20 protein-coding genes are annotated in these 21,871 nt (G+C 67.5%); 17 read left to right on the top strand and 3 right to left on the bottom strand.

Annotated features, from left to right (window positions below; all coding sequences use genetic code 11):
* The first annotated feature begins 102 nt into the window (after positions 1–102).
* Positions 103–1,110 (top strand): allantoicase, encoded by a 1,008-nt coding sequence (alc, locus tag DIE06_RS22645; RefSeq protein WP_124663258.1) that lies wholly within the window; start codon positions 103–105, stop codon positions 1,108–1,110.
* Positions 1,111–1,124: 14 nt separating this feature from the next.
* Entirely contained in the window at positions 1,125–1,649 is a 525-nt protein-coding gene (locus tag DIE06_RS22650) for an ureidoglycolate lyase (RefSeq protein WP_124663259.1), read from the top strand.
* A 222-nt stretch (positions 1,650–1,871) separates the two neighbouring features.
* Here the strand turns inward: DIE06_RS22650 and fur are convergent, their stop codons facing one another.
* Entirely contained in the window at positions 1,872–2,300 is a 429-nt protein-coding gene (gene fur, locus DIE06_RS22655; protein ID WP_011350926.1) for a ferric iron uptake transcriptional regulator, read from the bottom strand.
* Between the two features lie 142 nt (positions 2,301–2,442).
* Between fur and DIE06_RS22660 the strand changes: the two genes are divergently transcribed.
* The 10 genes from DIE06_RS22660 (at position 2,443) to ltrA (ending at position 13,533) form a co-directional block, all read left to right on the top strand.
* Positions 2,443–3,246 carry an outer membrane protein assembly factor BamE gene (locus DIE06_RS22660; protein ID WP_124663260.1) on the top strand — a complete coding sequence of 268 codons (804 nt, stop codon included), beginning with the start codon at positions 2,443–2,445 and terminating at the stop codon, positions 3,244–3,246.
* Between the two features lie 65 nt (positions 3,247–3,311).
* Positions 3,312–4,109 carry a 4-hydroxy-tetrahydrodipicolinate reductase gene (dapB, locus tag DIE06_RS22665; protein ID WP_124663261.1) on the top strand — a complete coding sequence of 266 codons (798 nt, stop codon included), beginning with the start codon at positions 3,312–3,314 and terminating at the stop codon, positions 4,107–4,109.
* Between the two features lie 19 nt (positions 4,110–4,128).
* On the top strand, positions 4,129–4,797 hold the full coding sequence (locus DIE06_RS22670; RefSeq protein WP_124500276.1) for a MotA/TolQ/ExbB proton channel family protein: 669 nt from the start codon (positions 4,129–4,131) through the stop codon (positions 4,795–4,797).
* A 22-nt stretch (positions 4,798–4,819) separates the two neighbouring features.
* Complete coding sequence (locus DIE06_RS22675; protein ID WP_124663262.1) at positions 4,820–5,275, top strand: biopolymer transporter ExbD; 456 nt, start codon at positions 4,820–4,822, stop codon at positions 5,273–5,275.
* Positions 5,276–5,554: 279 nt separating this feature from the next.
* Positions 5,555–8,149: a leucine--tRNA ligase gene (leuS, locus tag DIE06_RS22680; protein ID WP_124663263.1), complete on the top strand. Its 2,595-nt coding sequence runs from the start codon at positions 5,555–5,557 to the stop codon at positions 8,147–8,149.
* A gap of 38 nt (positions 8,150–8,187) precedes the next feature.
* Positions 8,188–8,742, top strand: coding sequence for an LPS assembly lipoprotein LptE (lptE, locus tag DIE06_RS22685; RefSeq protein WP_085042215.1), 555 nt, complete (start codon positions 8,188–8,190; stop codon positions 8,740–8,742).
* A gap of 18 nt (positions 8,743–8,760) precedes the next feature.
* Entirely contained in the window at positions 8,761–9,855 is a 1,095-nt protein-coding gene (holA, locus tag DIE06_RS22690; protein ID WP_124663264.1) for a DNA polymerase III subunit delta, read from the top strand.
* Positions 9,856–9,992: 137 nt separating this feature from the next.
* Positions 9,993–11,264 (top strand): glutamate-5-semialdehyde dehydrogenase, encoded by a 1,272-nt coding sequence (locus DIE06_RS22695; RefSeq protein WP_124663265.1) that lies wholly within the window; start codon positions 9,993–9,995, stop codon positions 11,262–11,264.
* A gap of 17 nt (positions 11,265–11,281) precedes the next feature.
* Complete coding sequence (locus tag DIE06_RS22700) at positions 11,282–11,704, top strand: CopD family protein (protein ID WP_014898091.1); 423 nt, start codon at positions 11,282–11,284, stop codon at positions 11,702–11,704.
* Positions 11,705–12,162: 458 nt separating this feature from the next.
* Positions 12,163–13,533: a group II intron reverse transcriptase/maturase gene (ltrA, locus tag DIE06_RS22710; protein WP_124663266.1), complete on the top strand. Its 1,371-nt coding sequence runs from the start codon at positions 12,163–12,165 to the stop codon at positions 13,531–13,533.
* A 105-nt stretch (positions 13,534–13,638) separates the two neighbouring features.
* On the opposite strand, the gene DIE06_RS22715 is transcribed toward ltrA, so the two are convergent.
* On the bottom strand, positions 13,639–14,487 hold the full coding sequence (locus tag DIE06_RS22715) for a MurR/RpiR family transcriptional regulator (RefSeq protein ID WP_124663267.1): 849 nt from the start codon (positions 14,485–14,487) through the stop codon (positions 13,639–13,641).
* Positions 14,488–14,779: 292 nt separating this feature from the next.
* Between DIE06_RS22715 and edd the strand changes: the two genes are divergently transcribed.
* The 4 genes from edd to DIE06_RS22740 all read left to right on the top strand — a co-directional run bounded on the left by edd (position 14,780) and on the right by DIE06_RS22740 (position 19,391).
* The gene (gene edd, locus DIE06_RS22720) at positions 14,780–16,636 is read left to right on the top strand and encodes a phosphogluconate dehydratase (protein WP_124663268.1); all 1,857 of its coding nucleotides are present in this window, start codon (positions 14,780–14,782) and stop codon (positions 16,634–16,636) included.
* A 28-nt stretch (positions 16,637–16,664) separates the two neighbouring features.
* On the top strand, positions 16,665–17,291 hold the full coding sequence (eda, locus tag DIE06_RS22725) for a bifunctional 4-hydroxy-2-oxoglutarate aldolase/2-dehydro-3-deoxy-phosphogluconate aldolase (RefSeq protein ID WP_124663269.1): 627 nt from the start codon (positions 16,665–16,667) through the stop codon (positions 17,289–17,291).
* A gap of 221 nt (positions 17,292–17,512) precedes the next feature.
* Positions 17,513–18,874 carry a GntP family permease gene (locus tag DIE06_RS22735; RefSeq protein ID WP_124663271.1) on the top strand — a complete coding sequence of 454 codons (1,362 nt, stop codon included), beginning with the start codon at positions 17,513–17,515 and terminating at the stop codon, positions 18,872–18,874.
* A gap of 13 nt (positions 18,875–18,887) precedes the next feature.
* Positions 18,888–19,391, top strand: coding sequence for a gluconokinase (locus tag DIE06_RS22740; protein WP_124610571.1), 504 nt, complete (start codon positions 18,888–18,890; stop codon positions 19,389–19,391).
* A 79-nt stretch (positions 19,392–19,470) separates the two neighbouring features.
* Here the strand turns inward: DIE06_RS22740 and DIE06_RS22745 are convergent, their stop codons facing one another.
* Entirely contained in the window at positions 19,471–20,115 is a 645-nt protein-coding gene (locus DIE06_RS22745) for a TetR/AcrR family transcriptional regulator (protein WP_124663272.1), read from the bottom strand.
* A 266-nt stretch (positions 20,116–20,381) separates the two neighbouring features.
* On the opposite strand from DIE06_RS22745, the gene DIE06_RS22750 reads away from it, so the two are divergent.
* Positions 20,382–21,803: an FAD-binding oxidoreductase gene (locus tag DIE06_RS22750; RefSeq protein ID WP_124663273.1), complete on the top strand. Its 1,422-nt coding sequence runs from the start codon at positions 20,382–20,384 to the stop codon at positions 21,801–21,803.
* Positions 21,804–21,871: the final 68 nt, after the last annotated feature.

Genomic DNA, 21,871 nt, shown 5'->3' on the forward strand with positions numbered 1-21,871 from the left:
CTCGCGCGGAGCGGCTTCCCCGGCCGTTCCCGCGGACGAATTTTCCGCGGCCGCAGCGACGACGTGCGCCGGCCCTTACCAAGACAAGATAGTGGAGACGACATGGCAGCCCCCATCCTCGATCCGAACGCGCCGGCCTTCACGCGGCGCTACATGAACCTCGCCGACCCGCGCCTGGGCGCGCAGGCGCTCTTCGCCAGCGACGAATTCTTCGCGCCGAAGGAGCGCATGCTGAATCCCGAGCCGGCCGTCTTCATTCCCGGCAAGTACGACGACCACGGCAAGTGGATGGACGGTTGGGAAACACGCCGCAAGCGCACCACCGGCCACGACTTCTGCGTGGTCCGGCTCGCGCGGCCGGGCGTGATCCACGGCGTCGATCTCGATACGAGCCACTTCACCGGCAACTTCCCGCCGGCCGCGTCGATCGAGGCCTGCGCGGTGGACGGCGACACGCCGCCGGACGATGCCGAATGGCGCACGATCGTCCCCGCGACGACGCTGCAGGGCAATTCGCATCACTACGTGAGCGTCGACGAAGCGCAGCCGGTCACGCACCTGCGCGTGAACCTGTATCCGGACGGCGGGCTCGCGCGGCTGCGCGTGTACGGCCAGCCGCAGCGCGACTGGCGCCATGTGCCGGCGGGCGAACTCGTCGATCTCGCGGCGATCGAGAACGGCGGCTACCTGGTGGCCGCGAACAACCAGCACTTCGGCCCGGCCTCGCAGATGCTGATGCCGGGGCGCGGCGCGAACATGGGCGACGGCTGGGAAACGCGGCGGCGGCGCGAGCCCGGCAACGACTGGGCGATCGTCGCGCTGGCGCGGCCGGGCATCATCCGGCGCGTCGAGGTCGATACGGCGTTCTTCAAGGGCAACTTCCCCGACCGCTGCTCGCTGCAGGCCGCGCACGTTGCCGGCGGCACCGACGATTCGCTCGTCACGCAGGCGATGTTCTGGGCCGAACTGCTCGGCGAGCAGAAGCTGCAGATGGACCACGTGCATACGTTCGACCAGCTCGCGGCACTCGGCCCCGTCACGCACGTGCGTTTCAACATCTTCCCGGACGGCGGCGTGTCGCGCCTGCGTCTGTGGGGCGAGCCGGCTTGAAGGAGGGCAATGCCATGAGCGGACCCCACATCCTGCGCGTCGAGCGCCTGACCCGCGAGGCCTTCGCGCCGTTCGGCGACGTGATCGCGCTCGAAGGCGCGCGGCACTTCCCGATCAACGGCGGCACGACCGAGCGCTTCCACGATCTTGCGACGATCGATGTCTGCGCGGACGGCGGCCGGCCGCTCGTCAGCGTGTTTCGCGCGCAGCCGCGCGCGCTGCCGGTCGCGATCACGCTGATGGAGCGCCATCCGCACGGCAGCCAGGCGTTCATCCCGCTGGCGGCCGTGTCGCGCTACGCGATCGTCGTCGCGCCGACCGGCGAGTTCCGGCCCGAAGCGATGCGCGCGTTCCTGGCCGAAGGCTGGCAGGGCGTGAACTACGCGAAGGGCGTCTGGCACCATCCGCTGCTCGCGCTCGACGCGGTCAGCGACTTCGTGATCGTCGACCGTGGCGGCCCGCAGCCGAACTGCGACGAGATTCCGCTCGACGACACTTGGGCGCTCGAGTTCGAGCCGGCGTGCGCGAGCGCGGCCTGACGCGCGGCGAAGGCGGCATCGAGCCTGGCACCGATCGTCGAGCATCGAGAGTCGCCGGCGGCAGCACGGCTCGCCGCCGCTCGATCGACTGAAAACGTTCCGACCCGACCCGAGGCGGCCCGCACGTGACGCGCGGGCCGTTTTTCATTCCGGTCCCGAAAACAACACGGCCCGGGCGGCGAGTTGCCGGCCGGGCCGTCGCGCAGGCGCGAAGCGTGCGGATCAGTGCTTGCGGTGCGGGCAGTTCTCGGTCGTGCAGGACCCGTACATCGCGAGCGAGTGTTCCTGGAGCCGGAAGCCGCGTTCCTTCGCGATCGCTTGCTGGCGGCCTTCGATCTCGGCGTCGAAGAATTCCTCGACGCGGCCGCAATCGAGGCAGACGAGGTGATCGTGGTGCGAACCTTCGTTCAGTTCGAACACGGCCTTGCCGGATTCGAAGTTGCTGCGCGTGAGCAGGCCGGCCTGCTCGAACTGCGTCAGCACGCGGTAAACGGTGGCGAGCCCGATGTCGAGCTGCTCGTTGAGCAGGTTGCGGTAGACGTCTTCGGCCGTCAGGTGACGCACCGGGCTTTGCTGGAAGATCTCGAGAATCTTGAGGCGCGGTAGGGTGGCCTTTAGCCCGATATTCTTGAGATCCGTCGGATTGGTCATGGCTAGGCATCCCTAGAGTACAATGCAGGGCTTCAATGTTACCGGCTTTTCGCCGTTCCAGAAACACGCGCGGCCCGCGACGCGGGCCAGCACGGTGACGGAAATGTTCCCGGAATCCCTTTCGCACTTTCAGAGGAGTCGCATGCGGAGTGCCATCATCGCTGCCGCCGCCGTTGCCGCGCTGGCTGGTTGTTCGTCGTACGACAGCGTGACGCAGCGCATCGCGCAGAGCATCACGCCCTATCGGATCACTGTAGTGCAGGGCAACTTCGTGTCGCAGGAGAAGGCCGCGCAGCTGCAGGCCGGGATGACGCGCGAGCAGGTCCGCGCGCTGCTCGGCACGCCGCTGCTGTCGGACATGTTCCATGCCGATCGCTGGGATTACCTCTTTTACTTCAAGCGCGGCTCGACGTCCGTCGTCCAGCAGCGCGACCTCGTGCTGACGTTCTCGGGCGACCGCCTCGCGAGCTGGACGGGCGCCGAGAACCTGCCGTCCGAACTCGACCTGCTGGCCGATATCGACGGCGACCGCGGCGGCAAGAAGGCGAAGGCCGCGGCCGCGGCGAAGAAGGCGTCCGAAGCCGCTGCTGCCGCGAGCGCCGCGCAGGCGGCCGCTGCCGCGAGCCCGGCCGCCGAGCCGGCCTCCGGCGCGGCGGTCGACCTGGATGCGAACGCCCAGGCGGCGCGCGCGGCGAACCGCGCGACCAACCAGGTGTCGGGGCAGGGCACTGCCGCCCGCCGCTTCACGCCGTCCGCGCAGGCCTCGAGCGGTGCGCCGGTGCCGGGCGGCCAGCCGCCGGGCGCCGCGCCGGCGATTCAGCCGCAGTTCCAGTTCCATCGTCCGCCGCAGCCGAACGTGTCGAACGAGGCGTCGCCGCCGGTCGGCCCGCAAGGTTCGGACAACCTGCAGAACCAGCCGCTCACCGCGCCGGCCCAGTCGCAATAAGCGGCCGGCGTGCGGAAACAGGGCGGCATGCGCCGCCCGCCTTTAGACCTGTCGTGTAGAAAGCCATGAAGATTGCGATTGCCGGTGCATCGGGCCGTATGGGCCGGATGCTGATCGAAGCCGTTCTCAACGATTCCGACGCGCAGCTCGTCGGCGCGCTCGACCGCGCCGATTCGCCGTTCCTCGGCCAGGACGCGGGCGCGTTCCTAGGCAAGGAAACCGGGATCAAGCTGACCGACGACCTCGACGCCGTGTTCGCGCAGGCCGACTACCTGATCGACTTCACGCGGCCGGAAGGCACGATCGCGCACGTCGCGGCCGCGCTGCGCCACGACGTGAAGCTCGTGATCGGCACGACCGGCTTCACCGCCGAGCAGAAGGCCGAGCTTCAGGCTGCGGCCGCCAAGATCGGCATCGTGTTCGCGGCGAACATGAGCGTCGGCGTGAACGTCACGCTGAAGCTGCTCGAATTCGCGGCGAAGCATTTCTCGCACGGTTACGACATCGAGATCATCGAGGCGCATCACCGTCACAAGGTCGACGCGCCGTCGGGCACCGCGCTGATGATGGGCGAGGCCGTGGCCGGCGCGCTCGGGCGCTCGCTCGACGACTGCGCGGTGTACGGCCGCCAGGGCGTGACGGGCGAACGCGATCCGTCGACGATCGGCTTTGCGGCCGTGCGCGGCGGCGACATCGTCGGCGATCACACCGTGCTGTTCGCCGGGATCGGCGAGCGGATCGAGATCACGCACAAGTCGTCGAGCCGCGTGTCGTACGCGCAGGGCGCGCTGCGTGCGGTCCGCTTCCTGTCGGCGCGCGGCGCCGGCCTGTTCGACATGCAGGACGTGCTCGGCCTGCGCTGATCCTCACGGGGAAACTCCGATGGCGATTCCCACCGGCGTTGTCCATTACCTCGAAAGCGGCGATGCGATCACGCACGCCGTCGCCTATGTGCTGCTGGCGATGTCCGTCGCCAGCTGGTGCTTCCTCGTCATGAAAGCCTGGCTGCTGGTCCGCGCGAAGCGGCAGGGGCCGCGTGCGCTCGCCGCGTTCTGGCGCGCGGCGTCGCTCGACGCGGGCATCGCCGCGCTCGCCGGCACCGATCGCGAGCGCGTGTTCGTGCCGCTCGCCGAAGCCGCGCGCGACGCGGCCGACGAACACGATCCGGCCGCGCTGGCCGCGCGTGTCGAGCGCAGCGAACGCGTGCTGCGCGCGCTGCGTCACGCGATGCTGCGCTCGCAGCGGCGTCTCGAGTTCGGCCAGGTGCTGCTCGCGTCGATCGGCAGCACCGCGCCGTTCGTCGGGCTGCTCGGCACCGTATGGGGCATCTACCACGCGCTCGGCAGCATCGCCGCGAGCGGGCAGGCGCAGATCGAGAACGTCGCGGGGCCGGTCGGCGAGGCGCTGATCATGACCGCGTTCGGGCTCGTCGTCGCGATCCCCGCGGTGCTCGCCTACAACATCCTCGGGCGGCTCGTGCGCCAGCTCGCCGAGGAACTCGACGGCTTCGCGCGCGACCTGCACGTATTCGTGTGCGCGCAGGGCGCCTGACGCGCGGCCGGGAGGAACGACCATGGCATTCGGCGGACTGGAGCACCACAAGACGTCCGCGCCGATGGCGGAGATCAACATGACGCCGCTGATCGACGTGATGCTCGTGCTGCTCGTCATCTTCATCATCACCGCGCCGCTGATGACGCACGCGATCCGGCTCGACCTGCCGAAGGTCGCGGCCGGTGTCGCGCGCGACACGCCGCAGTCGGTCACGCTGTCGATCGACGACGCCGGCAAGCTCTACTGGGATGACGCGCCCGTCGCACTCGACGCGCTGCCGGCACGCTTCCGGGCCGCCGCCGCGGGCGCCGCGCCGCCCGAGCTGCGGCTGCGCGCATCGCGCGCGACCCGCTACGACGTGATCGCGCAGGTGATGGGCGCCGCGCAGGCCGCGGGCCTCACGCGGATCGGCTTCGTCACCGACATGCCGCCGGCGGGCGCCGCCGCGCCGGCCGCCGCGGGCGCGAAACCCTGACCCGCCTGCCGCCCGCAAGCCCGGTGCAGGCAAGAATGCGCCACGGCCCGCGAGACCGGCCGTACCGCCCGCCACGAACGGTATAATCGTCGTTTCCGCCCGGTTGGCAGGGTTTCGCCGGGTAACCTGGAGACCCTCCGGGTTACCCGGCGAACCTCCGGAACCATGAGGCAGGCCCGGGAACCGTGAGCCTGCTCCCGCCGCCGGGCTGCCCGATTTCGTCCACTTCCGCGTGCCCGCCTCGTGGCGCGCCGCTTAAAGCCTAGTCCGAACCACACCATGCACGAGAGATACGTACCCGCCGACGTCGAAGCCGCCGCTCAGGGCGACTGGCGCGCAGCCGATGCCTACAAGACGAAGGAAGATTCGCAGAAGCCGAAGTTCTACTGCGTGTCGATGCTGCCGTACCCGTCCGGCAAGCTGCACATGGGTCACGTGCGCAACTACACGATCAACGACGTGATGTACCGCTATCTGCGGATGAACGGCTACAACACGCTGATGCCGATGGGCTGGGACGCGTTCGGGATGCCGGCCGAGAACGCCGCGATGGCGAACGGCGTGCCGCCCGCGAAGTGGACCTACGACAACATCGACTACATGAAGGGCCAGATGCAGTCGATGGGCCTCGCGATCGACTGGTCGCGCGAGATCGCGACGTGCAAGCCCGACTACTACAAGTGGAACCAGTGGCTGTTCCTCAAGATGCTCGAGAAGGGCATCGCGTACAAGAAGACGGGCACCGTGAACTGGGACCCGGTCGACCAGACCGTGCTCGCGAACGAGCAGGTGATCGACGGCCGCGGCTGGCGCTCGGGCGCGCTCGTCGAGAAGCGCGAGATCCCGATGTACTACCTGCGGATCACGCAGTACGCGGATGAGTTGCTGAACGACCTCGACGGCCTCGGCTGGCCCGAGCGCGTGAAGATCATGCAGCAGAACTGGATCGGCAAGAGCTTCGGCGTGAACTTCGGCTTCCCGTACGAACTCGACGGCGAGAAGGCGCTCCTGCGCGTGTTCACGACGCGTGCCGACACGATCATGGGCGTCACGTTCTGCGCGGTCGCGGCCGAGCACCCGCTCGCCACGCGCCTCGCGCAGGGCAAGCCGGAACTGCAGGCGTTCATCGACGAATGCAAGCGCGGCGGCGTTGCCGAGGCCGATGTCGCGACGATGGAGAAGAAGGGCGTCGCGACGGGCTTCACGGTGTCGCATCCGCTGACGGGCGAGCCGGTCGAGGTCTGGATCGGCAACTACGTGCTGATGAGCTATGGCGAAGGCGCCGTGATGGGCGTGCCCGCGCACGACGAGCGCGACTTCGCATTCGCGAAGAAATACGACCTGCCGATCAAGCAGGTGATCGCGGCCGAAGGCCAGACGTACTCGCTCGACGCATGGCAGGAGTGGTACGGCGACAAGGAAGTCGCGACCTGCGTGAACAGCGGCAAGTACGACGGCCTTGCGTACGGCGCGGCGGTCGACGCGATCGCGGCCGACCTGAAGGCCGGCGGCTTCGGCGACAAGCAGGTCACGTGGCGCCTGCGCGACTGGGGCGTGTCGCGCCAGCGCTACTGGGGCACGCCGATCCCGATCATCCACTGCCCGTCGTGCGGCGACGTGCCGGTGCCCGAGCAGGACCTGCCGGTCGTGCTGCCGGAAGACCTCGTGCCGGACGGCTCGGGCAACCCGCTCGCGAAGTCGGAAGCGTTCCTGAACTGCACGTGCCCGAAGTGCGGCGCGGCCGCGAAGCGCGAAACCGACACGATGGACACCTTCGTCGATTCGTCGTGGTACTTCTCGCGCTACACGGCGCCGGACGCCGAGACGATGGTCGACGCACGCACCGACTACTGGATGCCGATGGACCAGTACATCGGCGGCATCGAGCACGCGATCCTGCACCTGCTGTATTCGCGCTTCTGGACCAAGGTGATGCGCGACCTCGGCCTCGTGAAGTTCGGCGAGCCGGCGAAGAACCTGCTCACGCAGGGGATGGTGCTGAACGAGACGTTCTACCGTGAAGACGCGTCGGGCAAGAAGACCTGGTACAACCCGGCCGACGTGACCGTCGCGTTCGACGAAAAGGGCCGCCCGGTCGGCGCGACGCTGAACGCCGACGGCCAGCCGGTCGTGCTCGGCGGCATCGAGAAGATGTCGAAGTCGAAGAACAACGGCGTCGATCCGCAGGTGCTGATCGACCAGTACGGCGCGGACACCGCGCGCCTGTTCACGATGTTCGCCGCGCCGCCCGAGCAGCAGCTCGAGTGGTCGGGCGCGGGCGTCGAAGGCGCGAGCCGCTTCCTGCGCCGCGTGTGGAGCTTCGGCGCGATGAATCGCGAAGCGCTTTCCGTGCGCGCGGGCTTCGACGCGGCCGCGCTCGGCGATGCCGACAAGGCGTTGCGCCGCGAGATCTACAGCGTGCTGAAGCAGGCCGATTTCGACTATCAGCGCCTGCAGTACAACACGGTCGTGTCGGCCGCGATGAAGATGCTGAACGCGATCGACGGCGCGAAGGGCGCGACGCCCGGCGTGCTGCGCGAGACGTACGGCGTGCTGCTGCGCGTGCTGTACCCTGTCGTGCCGCACGTCACGTTCGAGCTGTGGAAGGCACTGGGCTACGCGGAAGAGTTCGGTCCGTTGCTCGACGCGCCGTGGCCGAAGGTCGACGAGGCCGCGCTCGAGCAGGCCGAGATCGAACTCGTGCTGCAGGTGAACGGCAAGGTGCGCGGCGCGCTGAAGGTCGCGAAGGACGCGAGCCGCGAGGCGATCGAAGCCGCGGCGGTGGCCGACGAGGCGTTCGCGAAGTTCAGCGACGGCAAGCCGGCGAAGAAGATCGTCGTCGTGCCGGGCCGCCTCGTGAACATCGTCGTCTGACGGCCGTTGGCCGTCGGGTGCACACAGAAGGAGCGAAGGTGATCCGCAGATCGTTTTTGATGCTCGCCGTCGGCAGCGCGGTCGCGCTGTCGGCATGCGGTTTCCAGTTGCGCGGCCAGCAGGACTATGCGTTCAAGCACTTGCTGGTGGCCGGCGCGCCAGCGCCCGTCGAGGCGCGCCTGGTGCGTCTCGTCGAGGCTGGCAGCGACACGAAGATCGTCAAGTCGGCGGACGACGCCGACGCCGTGCTGCGCATGTGGGAATCGCGCGGGCAGAACACGCTGACGCTCAACAAGTACGGCTCGGCGCAGGAATATGCGCTGTTCTACACGTTGAACTACACGCTGACGAGCAAGGACGGCACCGTGCTGATCCCGCCGAGCGCGATCGCGCTGAACCGCGCGATGACGTACAGCGACCAGTACACCAACGCGAAGGCGCAGGAAGCCGACATCCTGTACGGCGACATGCAGAACGACGCGGTCGACCAGCTGATGCGGCGTCTCGCGATCGTCCACTCGCTGACGCCGGCGCCGGAGGACGTGGTGCCGGGCGTCGCGCCGCGCGCACCGCTGCCGCCGCCACCGCTCTGATCGCGGGCGCACGCACCGATGCAATTGCGACTTGATGCGCTGGAGCCGCACCTCGCGAAGGGGATGGCCGGCCTCTACACCGTCTACGGCGACGAGCCGCTGCTCGCGCAGGAAGCGTGCGACCGCATTCGTGCGGCCGCGCGCGCGGCCGGGTTCACCGAACGTTCGGTGCATACGGTCGAGCGCGGCTTTGACTGGAGCGTGCTGCTCGGCGCGACCCAGGCGATGTCGCTGTTCGGCGAACGCCAGCTGATCGAGCTGCGCATTCCGTCGGGCAAGCCCGGCAAGGAAGGCGCCGACGCGCTGAAGACGCTCGCGGCGACGCCCAACCCCGACGCGCTGATGCTCGTCACGTTGCCGCGCCTCGACGCGGCAACGCAGAAATCCGCGTGGTTTACCGCGTTGCAGAACGGTGGCGTCGCGCTGAAGATCGATCCGGTCGACCGCGCGCAGCTGCCGAACTGGATCGGCCAGCGTCTGTCGATGCAGAGCCAGCGCGTCGCGCCCGGCGACGACGGCCGGCGCGCGCTGCAGTTCATCGCGGAGCGCGTCGAGGGCAACCTGCTCGCCGCACACCAGGAAATCCAGAAGCTCGGGCTGCTCTATCCGCAGGGCGTGCTGTCGTTCGAGCAGGTACACGACGCGGTGCTGAACGTCGCGCGCTACGACGTGTTCAAGCTGAACGAGGCGATGCTCGCGGGCGACGCCGCGCGGCTCGCGCGGATGATCGACGGGCTGAAGGGCGAGGGCGAGGCGATCGTGCTCGTGATGTGGGCCGTCGTCGAGGAATTGCGCACGCTGCTGCGGATCAAGCGCGGCGCGACGGCCGGCAAGCCGCTGGCCACGCTGCTGCGCGAGAACCGCGTATGGGGGCCGCGCGAGCGGCTGATCGGCCCCGCGCTGAACCGTGTGTCGGAAGCCGTGCTCGAGAAGGCGCTCGCGTTCGCCGCGAAGCTCGATCGGCAGGTGAAGGGGCTGTCGGCCGTCACGCCGGGCCGCCGCACGCAGGACGATCCGCCGCCCGATCCGTGGGACGGCCTGTTCCAGCTCGCGATGACGGTGGCGGGCGAGCGCGGCGAACGACCGCCGACCGCGGGTCGCGTACGGCGCTAGGCTCCTCCGGGCCGTCAGCGCACGCATCGCAACCCGCTTACAATATTCCGATGGCTGGCGCGGCCTTCCTGCTGCCGCGCCTCACGCTTCCCGACGAATTCATGCCGCGCCAAGCGGCTCGCTTCTCGAGTCACACGATGGATATCGACCAGTACATGACGGACCTGGGCCGCCGTGCCCGGCACGCTTCTCGCGCGATGGCGCGCGCCAGCACGGCCGCGAAGAACGCGGCGCTCGACGCCGTGGCCCGCGCGATCGAGCGCGACGCGCAGGCGCTGAAGGATGCGAATGCACGCGACGTCGCCCGTGCCCGCGAAAAGGGGCTCGATGCGGCGTTCATCGATCGCCTGACGCTGTCTGACAAGGCATTGAAGACGATGGTCGAAGGCCTGCGCCAGGTTGCGTCGCTGGCCGATCCGATCGGCGAGATCGGCAACCTCAAGTACCGCCCGAGCGGGATCCAGGTCGGCCAGATGCGCGTTCCGCTCGGCGTGATCGGCATCATCTACGAGTCGCGCCCGAACGTGACGATCGACGCGGCCGCGCTGTGCCTGAAGTCGGGCAATGCGACGATCCTGCGCGGCGGCTCCGAGGCGCTCGAATCGAACGCGGCGCTCGCGAAGCTGATCGGCGAGGGGCTCGCGGCGGCCGGCTTGCCGCAGGACGCCGTGCAGGTCGTCGCGACCGCCGATCGCGCGGCGGTCGGCAAGCTGATCACGATGACCGAATACGTCGACGTGATCGTGCCGCGCGGCGGCAAGAGCCTGATCGAACGCCTGATCAACGAGGCGCGCGTGCCGATGATCAAGCACCTCGACGGTATCTGCCACGTATATGTCGACGATCGCGCCGATGTCGCGAAAGCGCTGACGGTGTGCGACAACGCGAAGACGCACCGCTACGGCACCTGCAACACGATGGAGACGCTGCTCGTTTCGAGCGGCATCGCGGCCACGCTGCTGCCGCCGCTCGGCAAGCTGTACCGCGACAAGCAGGTCGAGCTGCGCGTCGACGCGGCCGCGCGCGCGGTGCTCGCCGAGGCGGGCGTCGGCCCGCTCGTCGACGCGACCGTTGAAGACTGGCACACCGAATATCTCGCGCCGGTGCTCGCGATCAAGGTCGTCGACGGCCTCGACGCCGCGATCGAACACATCAACCATTACGGCTCGCACCACACCGATGCGATCGTCACCGAGGATCACGACCGCGCGATGCGCTTCCTGCGCGAAGTCGACTCCGCGAGCGTGATGGTCAACGCGTCGACGCGCTTCGCGGACGGCTTCGAATTCGGCCTCGGCGCGGAAATCGGCATCTCGAACGACAAGCTGCACGCACGCGGCCCCGTCGGCCTGGAGGGGCTGACGTCGCTGAAGTACGTCGTGCTCGGGCACGGCGAAGGCCGTCAGTAAAGCGAGGCGTACAACCGATGGCAATGCTCTGGGTCAAGACGTTCCATATCGTGCTGATCGCCGCGTGGTTCGCAGGGTTGTTCTACCTGCCGCGCATCTACGTGAACCTGGCCATGGAGACCGATCCGGCCGCGGTGCGGCGCCTGCTGCTGATGGCGCGCAAGCTGTTCCGCTTCATGACGATGATCGCCGTGCCGGCGCTGGCGTGCGGGCTGTGGCTCTGGCTCGTGATCGGCATCGGCCAGGGGCAGGGCTGGATCCACGCGAAGGTGACGGTGGTGCTGCTGCTCGTCATCTACCACGCGTATTGCGGACACCTGCTGCGGGTGTTCGAACGCGGCGAGAACCGCCGCACCGACAAGTGGTATCGCGTGTTCAACGAGCTGCCGGTGCTCGGCATGCTCGTGGCGGTCGCGCTGGTCGTGATCAAGCCGTTCTGAACCTTCCGGTGGCGCCGTCGGCGAGCATGCCGGCGGTCGATCGATGCGCAACGGCGCCCCTCGGGGCGCCGTTTTCATGTGCGCCCAGCATGGGCGCACTCCTGCGGGTGCAAGTCCCGCCATGAGCTGATCACGGCAAATGAAGTGAAGCGCAACTGCATGAGGGCGACCGAGTGTGGGGAGGAAGCGTGGAGCGTAAATCGCGAGCCGATGAACAAGAACCGCATAGAAGGCGTTGCCGAGCAGGACGAGCGGGCATGAAGCTGCGAAGTTCTCGTGATCAAGGCGAGGCGGCGTAAATGCGGCGGTTGTGCGATGAAGGAGTGCGTTCTTACCTGGGGAGATCTCGCCTCATGCCTGAAAGGGCGACGGTGGCAAGCCGGAGCGAGAAGTCAGCAGAGGCCGTAGTAGCTGCCGGTTTGGGGCGAAGGGCCGAACGAGTAGGAGGGCCGAAGGCCGTGTCGCTCGAATGTGCAGTGCATCAGAAGCCCGCGCAGGCGGGGCGCAACGCGGGAGGGCGAGGTGAAGCCGCGCCTGAAGCGGAGCGTGATGAAGCACGGACGGCGCGGCGCGAAACCGGCGGCTTGGGGCGAGGCGACCTGCTTGCGCAGGCGCTCGCGAGAGCGAACATGGTGATGGCGTGGAAACGCGTCAAAGCCAATCGCGGCAGTGCTGGGGTGGATGGGAAGTCGATCGCCGAGACGGCGGACTCTCTGAAGACGCACTGGCCCCGGATTCGGGAGGCGTTACTGGATGGAAGCTACCGGCCCGAGCCGGTACGGCGCGTCCAGATTCCGAAGCCCGGTGGCGGGATGCGTGAACTGGGGATTCCGACGGTGACGGATCGATTGATCCAGCAAGCCCTGCTGCAAGTTCTGCAGCCCATCATTGATCCGACTTTCTCCGAACATAGTTATGGCTTCCGACCGGGACGTCGAGCGCGTGACGCGGTGCTGAAGGCCCAACGTCATGTGCAGGACGGCTACCGGGTGGTGGTCGATGTGGACCTGGAGAAGTTCTTCGATCGGGTCAATCACGACATCCTGATGGAAAGGCTATCGAGGCGGATCGCGGACAAAGCCGTGCTGCGGCTGGTTCGCCATTACCTTGTGGCCGGGATCATGGATGGCGGGGTGGTCACGGAGCGTCACGAAGGCACGCCGCAAGGCGGGCCGCTGTCGCCGCTGCTGGCCAATGTGCTGCTGGACGAGGTGGACCGTGAACTGGAGAGACGAGGTCACCGCTTCGTGCGCTACGCCGACGACTGCCACGTATACGTGCGCAGTCGCCGCTCGGGCGAACGAGTGTTGGATGGCTTGCGCAAGCTCTACGACCGACTTCATCTGAAGGTCAACGAGGTCAAGACGGCGGTTGCTCAGGCGACCGGTCGCAAGTTCCTGGGCTACGAACTGTGGCGCAGCGCGGGCGATCGGATCAAATGCGCGGTGGCCCGGAAGGCCCTGGAGACCTTCAAGCAACGCATCCGGGAACTGACACGCCGTTCGAGCGGGCGAAGCCTGCCGGAGGTGGCGGAGCGACTGAGGGCGTATATGCCGGGCTGGAAGGCGTACTTCCATCTGGCACAGACGCCCAAGGTGTTCCGCCAACTCGACGAGTGGATCAGGCACCGGCTGCGCGCGATGCAGCTCAAGCACTGGCGTCGAGGAACGACGATGTACCGGGAGTTGCGGGCGCTGGGTGCTTCGGAAGAGGACGCGCGTCGGGTGGCGGCGAACAGCCGTTGCTGGTGGCGCAATAGCTATCAGATGCTGAACCGAGCGTTGCCCACTGCTTACTTCGACCGGCTTGGCGTTCCCCGACTCTCCTGACCTCAACTGCTCGAACCGCCCGGTGCGGACCCGCATGCCGGGTGGTGTGGGAGGGGATCGGCCAGGTTACTGACCGCCCCTATCCCGATGTGCGCGTCGTACGCGTCATTCCTTCGTCGGGTCGTCGATCCGGCGGCGCGTGATCGCTTCCTTCGCGCGGCCGACGCGCTCCATCAGCGCGGGCCCGCGCGACAGCGCAACGCCGACCGCGAGGATGTCGCCGATCGCGAGATGCGACATCCGCGACGTCATCGGCGAGAACACGTCGGTTTCCTCCGCGACGTTCGACGCGAGGCTCACCGTCGCGAGCTTCGCGAGCGGCGAATGGCTCTGCGTGATCGCGACGACCTTCGCGCCGCACGCGAGCGCGGAGCGCGCGGCATCGACGATGTCGCGCGTGCGGCCGGTGTTCGAGATCGCGACGACGACGTCGTGCGGCCCGAGCAGCGCCGACGACATCGAGAACGTATGCGGGTCCGAATACGCGACGCTCGGCACGCCGAGCCGGAAGAACTTGTGCTGGATGTCCTGCGCGGCGATGCCCGAGCCGCCGGCGCCGTAGAACTCGATGCGCGACGCGTTCGACAGCAGCGCGATCGCGTCGGCGACGCTGCCGGCCGACAGGCTGTTGCGCACCTCGATCAGCGCGCCGATCGTGCGGTCGAACACCTTGCCGATGATGCCGGGCGCGGGCTCGTCGGGCTCGACGTCGCGATACACCGACGACACGCCCGGCGCGACGCTCTGCGCGAGCCGGATCTTGAATTCGCGAAAACCGCTGCAGCCGAGCGCCTGGCAGAAGCGCGCAATGGTCGGCTGGCTGACGCCCGCGCGGGTCGACAGCTCGGTCATCGCGAGGTCGAGCACCTCGCGCGGCGCGGCGAGGATGTAGTCGGCGAGCTTGCGCTCGGACGGGCGCAGGTTGGCGCGAATCGCTTCAATGCGAGGCAGCATGGGACGGCGGATGAAAATCGGGTTCGGATGAGCGAGTGTATCGCAATCGAATTGTAGAAAATCTACAAAAAAATACTAGCTCAACCGTCGGCAATTTTTGCAATGAAGGATGTCGATAATTAGGGTTTTCACTTAGTAAAGCCTTGCTGGTGGCGGAAATGGCGGTTGCGCGTATGCGGATCCGCATTGCGTGCTTGTAGTTTTTCTACTAGACTGGCTTCGTTCGTTCGACGCACTCGACCGTCCCCACGATTCCAACCGCCGGTGTCGCCGGCATACAGGAGCGCCCAGCATGACGTCGCTGCACCCCACCCTGGCGAAAGTCACCGAACGCGTGATCGCCCGCAGCCAATCGACCCGTTCCGCCTATCTGCAGCGCATCGACGGCGCGCAGGGCAAGTTCCCGGCGCGCGGCGCGCTGTCGTGCGCGAACCTCGCGCACGGCTTCGCAGGTCTCGAAGGCAACGACAAGTTCCAGATCAAGGCGATCCGCGAACCGAACATCGGCGTCGTGTCCTCGTACAACGAGATGCTGTCCGCGCACGCGCCGTACAAGGATTTCCCCGACATCATCAAGGCCGCCGCGCGCGAGAACGGCGGCGTCGCGCAGTTCGCGGGCGGCGTGCCGGCGATGTGCGACGGCGTCACGCAGGGCAACCCCGGGATGGAGCTGTCGCTGTTCTCGCGCGAGGCGATCGCGATGGGTACGGCGATCGCGCTCACGCACAACATGTTCGACGCGGCGCTCTGCCTCGGCATCTGCGACAAGATCGTGCCGGGCCTGCTGATCGGCGCGCTGCAGTTCGGCCACCTGCCGACCATCTTCGTGCCGGCCGGCCCGATGACGAGCGGCCTGTCGAACGACGACAAGGCGAAGATCCGCCAGCAGTTCGCGACTGGCCAGGTCGGCCGCGACGCGCTGCTCGAAGCCGAATCGGCCGCGTATCACGGCCATGGCACCTGCACGTTCTACGGCACCGCGAACAGCAACCAGATGCTGATGGAACTGATGGGCCTGCACCTGCCGGGTTCCGCGTTCGTCCATCCGCACACGCCGCTGCGTACCGCGCTGACCGCCGAAGCCGCGCGCCGCGTGCTCGACCTGACGGTCGAGCGCGGCCAGTACACGCCGATCGGCCATGTGATCGACGAGAAGGCGATCGTCAACGGGATCGTCGCGCTGCTCGCGACGGGCGGCTCGACCAACCACACGCTGCACCTCGTCGCGATCGCGCGCGCGGCCGGCATCCTGATCGACTGGAACGATTTCGACGAACTGTCGGCGGTCGTGCCGCTGCTCGCGAAAATCTACCCGAACGGCAAGGCCGACGTGAACCATTTCCACGCGGCGGGCGGCGTCGCGTTCCTGGTGCGCAACCTGCTCGAAGGCGGGCTGCTGCACGAAGACGTGACGACCGTCGCGGGCAAGGGGCTGTCGCACTACACGAAGGAGCCGAAGCTGATCGACGGCAAGCTGACGTGGGTCGACGGCACGGCCGAGAGCCACGACACGAAGGTGCTGCGCGGCATTCGCGACCCGTTCCAGCCGGACGGCGGCCTGCGCCTGATGCAGGGCCGGCTCGGCCGCGGCGTGATCAAGATTTCGGCGGTCGCGCCCGAGCACCGCAAGGTGACGGCGCCCGCGATCGTGTTCGATTCGCAGGAAGCCGTGCAGGAGGCCTTCGATCGCGGCGAGCTGAAGCGCGATTTCGTCGCGGTGGTGCGCTTCCAGGGCGCGCGCGCGAACGGGATGCCCGAGTTGCACCGTTTGACGCCGCTGCTCGGCGTGCTGCAGGATCAGGGCTTCCACGTCGCGCTCGTGACCGACGGCCGCATGTCCGGTGCGTCGGGCAAGGTGCCGGCCGTGATCCACGTGTCGCCTGAGGCGCTGCTGGCCGGCCCGCTCGGCAAGGTGAAGACGGGCGACACGCTCGTGATCGACGCGGAAGCCGGCATCCTCGACATCGAGATCGATGACGCCGAGTGGCAGGCGCGCCCGGTTGCGCAGCCGCTGCACCAGGCCGACAACGAAACGGGTTTCGGGCGCGAACTGTTCGGCGTGTTCCGCGCGGCGGCCGCGCCGGCCGAGCAGGGCGCATCGGTTTTCGGGACGCTGGTCGGCGAAACGGCCGTTGGCGTCACCGCATGAATTGCAGGAATTTCAAGGAGTGTCATCGATGAAGACGATTGCTGAAATCGTGAAGCTGGGCCCGGTGATTCCGGTGCTCGCATTCGACTCGGTCGAGCAGGGCGAACACGTGTCGCGCGCGTTGCACGCGGGCGGCGTCAAGGTGCTCGAGATCACGCTGCGCACGCCGGCGGGCCTCGAGGCGATCCAGCGCGCGAGCCTGCTCGCGGACGACATCGTCGTCGGCGTCGGCACGATCACGAAGCCGGAGCACTGCGAGCAGGCGAAGCGCGCGGGTGCGAAGTTCGGCGTGTCGCCGGGCCTGACGAAGGACCTGCACCTCGCGTCGCTCGATGCGGGCCTGCCGCTGCTGCCGGGCGTGATGACGCCGAGCGACATCATCCAGGCGCTCGAGTTCGGCTATGAGATCGTCAAGTTCTTCCCCGCGCAGCAGGCCGGCGGCGTGCCGATGCTGCAGGCGTTCCACGGCCCGTTCCCGGCGCTGAAGTTCTGCCCGACGGGCGGCATCACGGTCGACACCGCGCCGAATTTCCTGAAACTGCCGAACGTCGCGTGCGTCGGCGGTTCGTGGCTCACGCCGAAGGCCGCGCTCGCCGCGCAGGACTGGGCGGAAGTCACGCGCCTCGCGCAAGCTGCAAGCCAGCTCCATCGCTAATACTTGTACGAAACGAACGTTCGACCCTCGGTGGCAGGCACTTAGGTGCTTGTTTTACCGAGGGTTTTTGCTGATGGAACCGGTTCTATCCGCGGACCGTAAAGATAAGTAAAATTCAGCGTCCTTACGGGGTGGGTACCCCCCGTGTTTCGGAGACCTGCGTAGCCGGGCATACTCGCAACAACTCGCCCGGTTTCGAACAATTCAAGGAGGAGTGCCACATGGGGGCTGTCCAAGGCAGCATGCTGCTCGTATTCACGCTGATCGCGATTGCCGCGCTGATCCTGATGATCGCGCGCTACAAGATCTACCCGTTCCTGGTGCTGATCATCGTTTCGCTGGGCCTCGGTCTCGTCGTCGGCATGCCGATGGACAAGATCGTCAAGTCGTTCGAAACGGGCACGGGCGGCACGCTCGGCCACATCGCGATCGTCGTCGGTCTCGGCACGATGCTCGGCAAGATGATGGCCGAATCGGGCGGCGCCGAACGGATCGCGACCACGCTGATCGACTGGTTCGGTGAAAAGAACATCCACTGGGCGATGATGTTCGTCGCGATCATCGTCGGCCTGCCGGTGTTCTTCGAAGTCGGCTTCGTGCTGCTGATCCCGATCGCGTTCAACGTCGCGAAGCGCACCGGCAAGTCGCTGCTCGTCGTCGGCCTGCCGATGGTGGCCGGCCTGTCCGTCGTGCACGGGCTGATCCCGCCGCACCCGGCCGCGCTGCTGGCCGTCCAGCAATACGGCGCCGATATCGGCAAGACGATCGCGTTCGGCCTGATCGTCGGCGTGCCGACCGCGATCATCGCGGGTCCGCTGTTCGCGCTGATGATCTCGAAGTTCGTGAAGCTGCCGGAAAACAATCCGCTTGCCGCGCAGTTCGTCGAGTCGCACACGGACGGCCGCAAGCGCGAACTGCCGAGCTTCGGCATCACGCTGTTCACGATCCTGCTGCCCGTCGTGCTGATGCTCGTCGGCAGCTGGGCCGACCTGGTGTTCGCGCCGAAGTCGCTGCCGAACAACCTGCTGCGCTTTGCCGGCAACTCCGACGTCGCGCTGCTGATCGCCGTGCTGGTGAGCTTCTTCACGTTCGGCAAGCTGCAGGGCTTCAACCGCGACCAGATCCAGAAGTTCTGCGGCGAGTGCCTGGCGCCGATCGCCGGCATTACGCTGATCGTCGGCGCGGGCGGCGGCTTCGGCGGCGTCCTGCGCGACAGCGGGATCTCGCAGCAGATCGTCGAGACCGCGAAGCACGCGCACCTGTCGCCGCTGCTGCTCGGCTGGTTCGTCGCGGCGCTGATGCGTCTCGCGACGGGTTCGGCGACGGTCGCGATGACGACGGCCTGCGGCATCGTCGCGCCGATCGCGGCGGCGTCGGGCGCGGCGGTTCGTCCGGAACTGCTGGTGCTCGCGACGGGCTCGGGCTCGCTGATCTTCTCGCACGTGAACGACGGCGGCTTCTGGCTGATCAAGGAATACTTCGGGATGACGGTCGGCCAGACGTTCAAGACCTGGTCGCTGCTTGAAACCATCATCTCGGTGCTCGGTCTGAGCTTTACGCTGCTGCTGAGCCTGGTTTTGTAACAAGGGGTAGTCAATGATTCTGATCGCAATGGGCGTGTCGGGCGCGGGCAAGTCGCGAATCGGCGAAATGCTGGCGGAACGCCTGTCGTGCAGCTATACCGACGGCGACGCGTTTCACAGCGCGGCGAACAAGGAAAAGATGCACAACGGCATTCCGCTGACCGACGACGACCGCTGGCCGTGGCTGCGCACGATCCGCGCGGCCATCGAGGAAAAGCAGCGTGCCGGCGAGACCGCCGTGTTCACGTGCTCGTCGCTGAAGCGGTCGTACCGCGACGTGCTGCGCGGCACCGACACCGACGTGCGGTTCGTGTATCTGAAGGGTTCGTTCGAGGTGTTGCACGAGCGCCTGAAGACCCGCACCGGCCATTTCTTCGATCCGTCGCTGCTGAAGAGCCAGCTCGACACGCTCGAGGAACCGGGCCCGGACGAAGCGATCGTGGTCAGCATCGAGCTGACGCCCGAACAGATCGTCGATGAAGTGATGGTGAAGATCGGCCTCGCGCAGCAGCACTGAGCGCGGTTCGCGGCAATCGTCATGCAATAGTGAAAAAGGCACCTTCGGGTGCCTTTTTCGTTTCAGGTGCGCAAGCCGCTCAGCCGCGCGCGTGCTGCGCGATGCCGTCGAGCAGCACGTCCAGCATCGTGTCGTGCACGGCGGCCGGGTCGAGTCGCGCATAGAGCGGGGCGGCCGATTTGACGAGTGGGTGCGCGGCGTCGGACAGCGCATCCATTTCCGCGAGCTCGACGTCGTTCGCGGGCCGCGTGAGACCGCCGGCCTCGGCGGCGGCGAGCCCGATCACGCTCGCATACCAGCCGACGCACACGGACGGCCGCGCGGTGCGCGGGATACCGGCATCGGCCAGCGCGCGATGCACGGTCTCGATGTGCGCGAGATCGGCGGGGCCGGTGCTCATGTGACGCTGCAGCAGCGCGAACGCGGCCGGGTGGCGCAGCGCGAGCGCGCGGTACTGGCGTGCGAGGTCGCGCAGCCGCTCGCGCCACGGCAGTGACGCGTCGACCGGCACGAGCGAGCGCGACAGCGCGTTCGCGATCGCACGGCTCAGGCCGTCTTTCGACTTGAAGTGATACAGCACGCTCATCGGGTCGCAGCCGACCGACTGCGCGAGCTTGCGCACGCTGAACGCGGTTTCGCCGACCTCCTCGAGCAGCGCGAGCGCGGCCGCGACGATCGTGTCTTTATCGAGGCCGCGCGGGCCTTGGGCGGGTTTGTCTTTCATGTGAGCGGATGCGGCGGCGGACTGCCATCTTGACGAAAGCATATTCTACGCTGTAGAATTATTTCTGCGGTGTAGAAATTGGGTGTCCCGGCACCTTTCAATGCGTGCTTTCGCACGGTCCGGGATCCAGGCAGACACGAGCGTGCCTGCCGTCAACACGGGCCATCGCGCCCTTTATCTCGTTGACACCCAAGTGGAACCGGCTGCCCCACCCGCGAAGCCCTACGGCTCTTCGACAGGCGGCCCAAGACCATGCAAGTGCAATCATGACTTCCAACCACAAACCCCTGATCCAGGGCGAATCGCGTTTCGACCAGACGCAACTGAACATCGAACAGGACAACTGGAACTGGTGCGAGCCGGCCCGCTACGACGGCGAGCGTCCGGCCAACTGGTACGAGGCGTCGTTGGCGCCCCATGACAACAGCGCGCCGCTCGCGCACGACGCCGTATGCGACGTGCTCGTGATCGGCGCGGGGCTGCTCGGCGCATCGGCCGCACTGCATCTCGCGGAAGCGGGCGTCGACACGATTCTCGTCGACAAGCATCACGTCGGCTCCGCGGCGTCGGGCCGCAACGGCGGCCAACTCACGCCGGGCCTTGCGCGCTGGGAAGCGGCCGACATGATCGACTACCTGTCGCACGCCGATGCGAAGCGGCTGTGGCGCTTCGCTTCGGCCGAGTCGATGGACCTGATCGATGCGATCGGCGCGCGCTACGCGCTCGACTTCGACCGCAAGCGCGGCCACGTGACGGCGGCGGTTCACCCGGGCCACATGAGCGCGCTGCTCGACGGCGCGGACGCCCGCCGCCATCTCGGCGACGCCGGTGTGACGCTCGTCGGCCGCCATCAGCTGCACGACGAATACGTGCGTTCGGGGCTGTATCACGGCGCGGCGATCGATGCGATCGGCGGCCAGCTGCATCCGCTCGCGCTGGTGCGTGGCCTCGTGCACGGCTTCCGGCTGAACGGTGGCGCGCTGTACGAGGGAACGGAGGTGCTGGCGCTCGACGAAACGCCGGCGGGCGTCGTCGCGACGACGCCGGGCGGCACGATCACCGCGCGCCGTGGCGTCGTGCTCGCGCTGCACAACACGACGTTCCGACTGCTGGATGACGGCGCCGCAACCACCGTGCCGTTCTTCACGTACGTGAGCGTGACGGCGCCGCTCGACGTCGATGTCGCGACGCTGATGCCGGCCGGCATGCCGGTGTACGACACGCAGTTCCAGATCGACTACTACCGGCCGGTGCGCGGCAACCGCCTGCTGTTCGGCGGGCAGGGCACCGGCACGTGCTGGGCGCAGCAGGACGTCAACGCATATCTGCTGACGCGGCTGAACACGGTGTTTCCGCAGCATGACGGCCGCTTCGCGCTCGACTACTGCTGGAGCGGTGTCAGCGACTTCACGCTGAACGGCGCGACCGACAGCCGCAAGACCGACGGCCGCGTGCCGATGTACATGGTGCAGGGCTGGAGCGGGCACGGCGTCGCGCAGACGGTGCGGATCGGCAAGGCGATCTGCGACGATTTCGTCGGACGCAATGACGATTTCTCGATGCTGACCGGCATCGACCATCGCGAGATTCCGCTCGGCCGGCAGTTGTCGCCGATCGCGATTCCCGCCGCGAAGGCGGCGATGAGCGTGATGAGCGCGCTCAATCCGGGGCGAATGATCTCGTTTTGATCGGCCAAAAAGCAAAAAAAGCCCGATGCGATTGCTCGCATCGGGCTTTTATCCGTCTGGCGACGGCG

The organism is Burkholderia sp. Bp8998 (assembly GCF_003854235.1).
Taxonomy (GTDB): Bacteria; Pseudomonadota; Gammaproteobacteria; order Burkholderiales; family Burkholderiaceae; genus Burkholderia.